We start from the raw sequence: 5,936 nt of genomic DNA, 5'->3' as shown, positions 1-5,936 counted from the left end.
GAAACCTCTTCTTCAACAATAACGTTAAAACTACAAGTTGCCGAATTTCCTGAAACATCGTTAACTTCAAAAGTGACAATTGTCGTTCCTATTGGGAATGCTGAACCTGATGGTAAACCTGCTATTTGAGTTGTGGTATCCACGGCACAATTATCTGTACCAACCGGACTGGTAAAAGTAACAACGGCGGTTGATGATCCTGAATCTACGGTTTGTGTGATGTCTGACGGACAAACAATTTCAGGTTTTATAGTATCATTTACCGTAATGGTTTGTTCTACATTTATAGAGTTCCCTGCTTCATCGCTTACATTGTAGGTTCTAATGATTATTCCTGGTGTACTTTCAACATCACTTACAAAAGCTACGATTGGTGTGGTTGTACAATTATCGGCCGCATCAATTACTACTGAAATATCTTCCGAAGGAATATCTCCTGAACATGACACATTAATTGACGAAGGATTACTTGCTGTTGGGCTTTCTGTATCGGTGAGACTACAATCCACTGAAACCTCTTCTTCAACAATAACGTTAAAACTACAAGTTGTCGAATTTCCTGAAACATCGTTAACTTCAAAAGTGACGGTTGTCGTTCCTATTGGGAATGCTGAACCTGATGGTAAACCTGCAATCTGAGTTGTGGTATCCACGGCACAATTATCTGCACCAACAGGACTAGTAAAAGTCACAACGGCGGTTGGTGATCCTGAATCTACCGTTTGTGTGATGTCTAACGGGCAAACAATTTGAGGGTTTTCTGTATCGTTTACCGTGATGATTTGTTCTACATTTATCGAATTTCCTGCTTCATCGGTAACGCTATAGGTTCTGATGATTGTTCCAGGGGTACTTTCTAGATCACTTTCAAAAGCTACGATTGGTGTTGTTGTACAATTGTCGCTTGCATCAGTAACTACTGAAATGTCTTCCGAAGGAATATCTCCCGCACATGACACATTAATCGGTGAAGGATTACTTGCTGTTGGATTTTCGGTATCGTTTACAGTAATAGTCTGTTCTACATTTATTGAATTTCCTGCTTCATCGGTAACGCTATAGGTTCTGATGATTGTTCCAGAGACACTTTCTACATCACTAACAAAAGCTACAGTTGGGGTTGTCGTACAATTATCGGAAGCATCAGTAACTACTGCAATATCTGCGGATGGAACATCGCTTGAACATGATACGTTAATTGGCGAAGGATTACTTGCTATTGGATTTTCTGTATCGTTTACAGTAATAGTCTGTTCTACATTTATAGAGTTTCCTGCTTCATCGGTAACACTATAAGTTCTTGTAATAACTTCTGGATTACTATTTCCGTCGCTAACATCGCCAACAAATGCTACCGTTGGTATTTCGCCACTATCATCAGCTTCGTCGGTAACGACTGTAATATCCTCTGTTGGAACATCTCCTGAACAGGATACATTGATAGGCGTTGGATTGCTGGCCGTAGGATCTACTGAATCTGAATCTTCGCTTACAGTAAAAGAACAATCTACGGAATTTCCATTTTTATCGGTTGCAGTAAGCGTAACCGTCATACCTACAATGTACTCACTTCCTTCTACAGGAGATTGAGTAATAACTATGCATGAATCACAATTATCTGTTACCGAAGCTAAAGCGGTATAATCTGGAAGTACCTCCCCTGATGCTAAAATTTGATTAGCAGGACAATCAATTACAGGATCTTCTGTATCTGGGGTCTCTTTACCAAAAATAGCATAAGCAAAACCTGGATCCGCATTAACTTTATATGAATGACTATATGGGTTATAATGTCCTAAAACAAGATCATCAATGCCATCATTATTTACATCTCCTGCGTATGAACCAGATACAAGAGAATTACTATTAAATAAAGTCATCTTTAATAAACAACCTGGACTGGTTGATGTAGAAACCGATTCTTCCCAATTTTCGCGACCATAAATGAGGTATTGAGAAGAATAATCTCCATAAATTAAATCATCATAACCATCATTATTAAAATCGCCTGCAGCATTAAATACTTTTCCCGTTCCAGAAGTAAAGAAACCGTTGGCTCCATCTAAAGTTTCTAAATCGAAAACCGCTGGAAAAGCACTGCTACCAAATAGAACATACTTATTCCCAAAAATAATATCATTTAAACCATCGTTATTCACATCATTAGCATTACTAACTGTTGACCCTATAGATGATTCAGAATGTTCTATAGCAAAACCATTAGTACCATCTATATCTTCTACATTAAATGTGCTTGGAAAGCTAGCGCTACTTGGTTTACCATAAACAACAAACTTTCTATCTTTTGAACCTCCAATAGCCATATCATTAATATCATCGCCATTTACATCGCCTATTCCAGAAACGCTACGACCTATGTTTTCTGCGGTTGTTCCATCAGTAGTAATTATAAAACCGTTCGTGCCGTCTAAGCTAGACAGATTAAATAAAGTAGAAAAACCGGATGTTGAACCATAAATAACAAAACATTTACCAGAATCTGAGTGTCCTGTATAAGTGCCATTAGTAAGTATAATATCATCTATATTATCACCGTTAACATCTCCTAAATTATCAATATCTATCCCTGCATACCCATTAGTACCAGTACCAACAATTGTAAACCCATTAGTACCATTTAACGTCGCTAGATCAAAATCTGGAGTAAAACCGCTAGCTTTTCCAAAAACAACAAATACATGCCCAAATCCACTATCTCTAAAAGGGTTACTCAGTATGATATCATCATAACCATCATTATTAATATCGCCAGCAGTATCTGCTTTTTCGAAATTATTATCACTACTTGTTCTAATATGAGGTAAATTATCATTATTAATTTTAAACCCATCTGATCCATTAAGATATTCTAAATCTATATTAGGTGGAAAACCACTGTTTGTACCGAAAATAATGTAAACTCCACCAAAGATATCTGCATGGTATCCACTATAAGGTCCCGTATGATTAACCGTGTCCCCTTTAGCTAATACAATAAAATCATCTATGCCGTCTCCGTTCACATCTCCTGCGGTATTTACATCATGCCCTGTATAACTATGTGAGTCTTCTCCATAAATAACCAAACCGTTTGTTCCGTTTAAATTCTTTGCAGAAAAATTTGTTGTGGCACAATCTATTTCTACTGTAGTTGTTTTTAAGTTTACCATAAAAGAACATGAACTTGTATGTCCTGATTTATCGGTAACTGTTATTTCAACATTAGTGCTAGAGGTAAATAGTGTGCCTGCGGCTGGTGTTTGTGTGTACACCATATCTGTATTATAAGTACTATTATCACTTACACTAGATAAGCAAATAAGATAATTAGGCAATACCGAATTTGCATATAATTCCTGAGTTCCACTAGGACAAGTTATTGTTGGTACCTCACTATCAATTACATCAAACGTATTTCCAAAAAAAACATGAGTGGCTCCTATTTTATTATAAATATCACTATTATTCATTCTTTCCCCAACTATAAAATCAGGTATACCATCATTATTAAAATCGCCTGCATGACTTACAGAAGCCCCAAAACCTTTATGGCTATACCTTACATCATCAAAAATATGGTATCCATTAACACCAATAATATCCCCGCTTTCCAATGTAGCGGGTAAACTTGTGCTTCCATAAATAACATAAACCGACCCACTTCTTGCATAGCCATACCAGTGTGGTACAGAAACGATTAAATCTGTAATGCCATCATTATTAATATCTGACAACCCATCAATTCCTGATAATTGATCGGTATATTGATACCATCCAGATTTAAAAACAAATTTATCTGTAGCTGCGATATCAGATATATCAACTATAGCAGAAAAAGCTGTGTTTTTACCAAAAATAACATAAGCACTTTCTGTAGCTGTAATTGCTAAATCATCAATCCCATCGCCATTAAAGTCTTTTGCATTATTCACTGTCATTCCAAACCTACCGTATTCTACATCATCGGTTAGGACAAATCCATTTGTACCATTTAGTGATGACACACTAAAAACGGATGAAAAACCTGTGCTGTTGCCAAAAATAACTACAACTCTTCCTGAATAACTCATAGTCCCTTCATTATAAGCAGGAAAACCTAAAACGATATCTTCTACTCCATCATTATTTATATCACCAGCATGACTTACTCGAAAATCATATCCAGAGCTACTTTGAGAGAAGCCTTCAATTTTAAACCCATTACTACCATCAAGTGAAGCAGCATCTGTATGTCCTATAGTAGGACTCCCGTAAAAAACATAAGCATTAGCTATATTACTTGGAGCTCCAATAATAACATCACTTACACCATCTCCGTTTACATCGTCTAGGTGACTAACTGCTTCACCAAAATCACCACTTCCATCTAGTATAATTCCATTTATGCCATCAATATCGGTTGCTGTGTATAATGCAGAAAACCCAGAAGTGCTTCCAAAAATGATAATGGCTTTTCCTGAACTTCCAATTAAAATATCATTTATACCATCGTTATTTATATCGCCTGCACTACTAACAGAACCCCCAAGGTTATCTTCTTCAAGTAACCCACTTACTGTGAAACCATTTGATCCATCTAAATTATTAATATCTATAGATAACGAAGCTATTCCTGTAGCTCCAAATACCACATAAGCCTCTCCTACACCTAATACAGTTCCGTTATCTATACCGGGCGCTCCAATTACAATATCATCGATACCATCGCCATTCACATCGCCCAGATTACTTACTGATTCGCCTAAATCGTCTGCCTCTTGCTCACCATACACACTAAAACGCTGTGTATCATCAGTTATAGATATCGCTACATTAGGATCGCTCTGGGAAAAAGAAATAAAAACATTAAAAAACAGAAAGAAACATAATATGATACAAGGTTTTGATTTATATCCAATTCTATTTTTACTTTTATTACGCATAACTATTTTTTGATTTTCTTTTTGATTCTAGCTCACAAAACTATCGAAGATTCAACTAAAGAATATCACTAGAAATGGGGTATTTACAACCAGGATACACCCCTGAAAACAGGGGTGTAATTATCACTACAAATGGTCTATTAATTTTACCTGTATTCGCACACCTTTGTAAAATGTATATTTAACTTTTCGCCCCTATTTAATTATAAAACAATTATTAATGGTAACTCCTAAGCAAAAAATAATGAATGCTTTAAAAAGTCAATTCATATGATTTGGGGCTTCGCTTTAATCTTATTAAGCATTTTTGCGATACCATCACTATTATTATGTAAAAAACCAAATGCTAATGAGCTTCTAGAACACATTGAACCTCATCAAGGATGGATTGGATTATTATTTTGTATTTGGGGTGTTTGGGGAGTAACATCTTCTGTTTTAAACATAGATTTATTTTCTACATTTCCACTTTGGTAGATTACCTTATTAATTGGTAATATTATTGAAGTTGTTTTAGGATTTTTACTCGGGCTTGGGCTAATTAATAAATACTTTTCAACTGAAATGGAAAGCGAAAAAAGAGCACATTTAAGAAAAAAAAGAGCTCCAAAATTAGGTCGACTTGGTATTCTAGGTTTACTCGTGGGCGTTTGGATGACCGCAGCCTCCTACTTATTTCTATAATTATCAACTAAATAACCCAGAAAAATTATTTCTAGACAGCTACAGCTAAGTTTTTAATTTGTAATTCAACTTTCTAGCAATTAAAAACTAAGTAAAACAATTACGAATTCCAAAATTCGTAAATCGCCATATTAGGAAATGCTATTTTTTAGTAAAATTATTAGTTTTGAGTATAAACCATTCATCTGAGTTATTCGATTTATAGGAGTAACCCGGCGGTAAACTTTGCGCTTCTCTGTATTACAGTCAAAAAGCCTTAATCAGGCCTGCTAAAACCATCACCTAAACGAAAACTCAAGACAATACCATGACTATCAGTTAGATTAGAAC

The 5,936-nt window shown here is 35.6% G+C and carries 2 protein-coding genes; one reads left to right on the top strand and one right to left on the bottom strand.

Annotation, left to right across the window (positions count from 1 at the left end; translation table 11 throughout):
• Nucleotides 1-4,922, bottom strand: a 4,922-nt coding sequence (locus tag Q4566_RS16855; RefSeq protein WP_303423721.1) for an HYR domain-containing protein, incomplete at its 3' end; no start/stop codon positions are given.
• Between the two features lie 270 nt (nucleotides 4,923-5,192).
• Here Q4566_RS16855 and Q4566_RS16850 point away from each other — a divergent pair.
• Nucleotides 5,193-5,399, top strand: a complete 207-nt coding sequence (locus tag Q4566_RS16850) for a hypothetical protein (protein WP_303423718.1) — start codon at nucleotides 5,193-5,195, stop codon at nucleotides 5,397-5,399.
• Nucleotides 5,400-5,936: the final 537 nt, after the last annotated feature.

The organism is Tamlana sp. 2_MG-2023, from assembly GCF_030548465.1.
Lineage (GTDB): Bacteria > Bacteroidota > Bacteroidia > Flavobacteriales > Flavobacteriaceae > Pseudotamlana.
This window is presented reverse-complemented; position numbering and strand designations above follow the sequence as displayed.

What these genes read in the sequence shown, in the direction of transcription:
- Q4566_RS16850 (WP_303423718.1), top strand. Translation starts at nt 5,193, where the DNA reads ATGATTTGGGGCTTCGCTTTAATCTTATTAAGCATTTTTGCGATACCA.